The sequence below is a fragment of the Thermoflexibacter ruber genome (assembly GCF_900113045.1).
Classification (GTDB): domain Bacteria; phylum Bacteroidota; class Bacteroidia; order Cytophagales; family Thermoflexibacteraceae; genus Thermoflexibacter; species Thermoflexibacter ruber.
This window is the reverse complement of the sequence record NZ_FONY01000105.1, coordinates 1-2242: the sequence shown is the minus strand read 5'-3', so window position 1 is coordinate 2242 and position 2242 is coordinate 1. Positions and strand designations below refer to the sequence as shown.

Annotated in this window: 2 protein-coding genes; both read left to right on the top strand. The window is 33.4% G+C overall.

What is annotated here, in order from left to right; genetic code table 11:
* The first annotated feature begins 325 nt into the window (after positions 1-325).
* Positions 326-1366, top strand: a complete 1041-nt coding sequence (locus BM141_RS22315) for a hypothetical protein (protein WP_143091090.1) — start codon at positions 326-328, stop codon at positions 1364-1366.
* Between the two features lie 94 nt (positions 1367-1460).
* The gene (locus BM141_RS22310; RefSeq protein WP_091549643.1) at positions 1461-2066 is read left to right on the top strand and encodes a hypothetical protein; all 606 of its coding nucleotides are present in this window, start codon (positions 1461-1463) and stop codon (positions 2064-2066) included.
* Positions 2067-2242 lie beyond the last annotated feature (176 nt).

Here is a 2242-nt window from a genome sequence, read left to right as displayed (position 1 = left end):
TTTCCTTTGTGGTGTTGGGCAGGTATAGCCCCCTTGTCTATGCTTGCTTTTTTGAAGTTGCAACTTTTCCTACTCTGACAAGTATTTTTTTCAAAACCTAAAATTTTTAATTGTATGAAAAAGTTAGTAGAAAAAAATTCAAAAATTCAAAAATTCAAAAATTCAAAAATTCAAAAATTCAAAAATTCAAAAATTCAAAAATTCAAAATTCTTTAGTATTTTTTTCTTTGACAAGCAAAGATTTTTAGCACTTATTTTAGTTTTAATTTTTGCAGTAAGTTGTCAAAAGTCCCAAATCAAAGACATAGAGAAAGAAGTGTTAAATGTGAATGAGAAAGCAAGCCAATCCACGTCTTCTCCTTTTAACGATGAGGGTTTCAATTATGATGAAATTAATCGCAATCTGGAAGAATTTGCGCTTGCACTTGCCAAAGAAATGGCAAACCCTGAAATACGGAAACTGATAAAAACAGAGGCAATGAAACAGTTTGATGGGGACTATGATATTCTCTACAAAAATTTTAAAAATCTGAAAATGCAAAACGGCTTATCGGTAGAAGAACACTTACAACAGAAAAATAGCAATGTGCGTACTCAAGCATCAAAAATCCCGAAGTTTCAAATCTCTGTTCCCGTAAATTGTGAAGGTTGGGATACGGATAATTATATACCTTTAGTTGTAATAGCACCACAAGCACAAGGGATTATTGAACGGGATATAAAGCAACTTAAGGCTTTTGACCACAAGGGTAATGTATATTTTATTGATGGACAAAAAGTACCAGATAAGCCAGTTATAGTCTTGGGCAGGAGTGAAAGAACAGATGATAATGGAAATTTGTATGATGGATTAGTAAATCATAAGCCTATTTCTAACGGGAGAGGTGAAAATAGTGCAGAAAGGTTGGGTAGAATATATTTCCCAGATGCAAGTTTATTTGAACATTGGTCACAAGGTCAAATGGAATTTAGATTGACAGTTGCAGCTAGTCAAAACGGAACTACAGTATCAAAACTCATAGATAATAGCCTATACACATGTGGGCGAGAATGTGGCATGGATCAAAATGGTCCTGGCACTAATGATGATGGTTGCTACTACGGAGATTTTTTATTTACATGGAATACAAGCTATGGCAATGCTATTAGTTATGGTTGGCTTGAGTGGGATGATACAGGTTCGAATAGTCCAACAACTTTATCTGTTTCGTATCAAACAGGAAATTCGCCAACTATTTCATTATCAACTGAAGTAAGTAGGAAGAGTGGCGATATTTGGATTGGTGGTTGGACTGTTTGGAGAACAGAACCATCAAATTGGACGTATGGTACAAGGTCTTCCTTTACCTTTCAAGTATTCTTTTAATATCCAAATAATGTTAAAAAATCACAGTCTAATAGATTACTTCATGCTGATTTAGTAGGCTGTGATTGTTATAACATATAAATCATCTTTAATTATGAAAAAATTAATCATTTTATTCTTATTAGCAAGCAATTTTGCTTTTGCCCAAGACCACAAAGATTTGATGATTTCTTTGGGTATTGGCATGATTGGCTCTCCTTCAGGAAGATACTTCAAATCACCAGAAGTTGGATTAGGTTATGCTATCGATGCGAATTATTTTATCAAAAAACGGCACATATTTTCACTGAACTATACCACAGGTAATCATGAGTATGTATCAAGATTCAATGAGGATATTTCTAAAAGCACTGCTGTTTCTTTTTTTCCAACCTCTAAAGTAGAGTTTAGGTCGTTTTCATTGATGTACAAATACAGGGTAATAGATATAAATCGTTTTAGCATGGCATTAGGTACAGGTTTAGGCATATTGACTCATCTTTCAAGATTTCCTTTGTATGAAGAGAATAATAATTTTTGGCAGTTTCAAAGTTTTGCTTTCGCAGGTAGTTCTAATTTGGCTTTCCCATTTAAGGCAGAGCTTTCATTTAATATTTCACAACATTGGACAGTTGGTGTCGAGAGCGGTATATTTCTCATGCCTGATTTCCCTTGGTCTGGTTTCCACCTGCTCCCAAGAGTGAGTTACATTTTTAGATAAGCCAGTATCTTAGCTTAAAAAGAAGGTGTTGGAATAGCAACATCTTCTTTTTAATATTAACAAATCATTAAATTTTAGCCTCAAAACTTTATAAGCTATATCATTAGCTATAAAAATCATTAATTTCTTAGAAAAGCACCATACTTTCTTGGAATAATCTCAGTATTTATACTTAT

Coding starts and splice junctions, on each gene's coding strand:
- BM141_RS22310 (WP_091549643.1), top strand. CDS start 1,461: ATGAAAAAATTAATCATTTTATTCTTATTAGCAAGCAATTTTGCTTTT.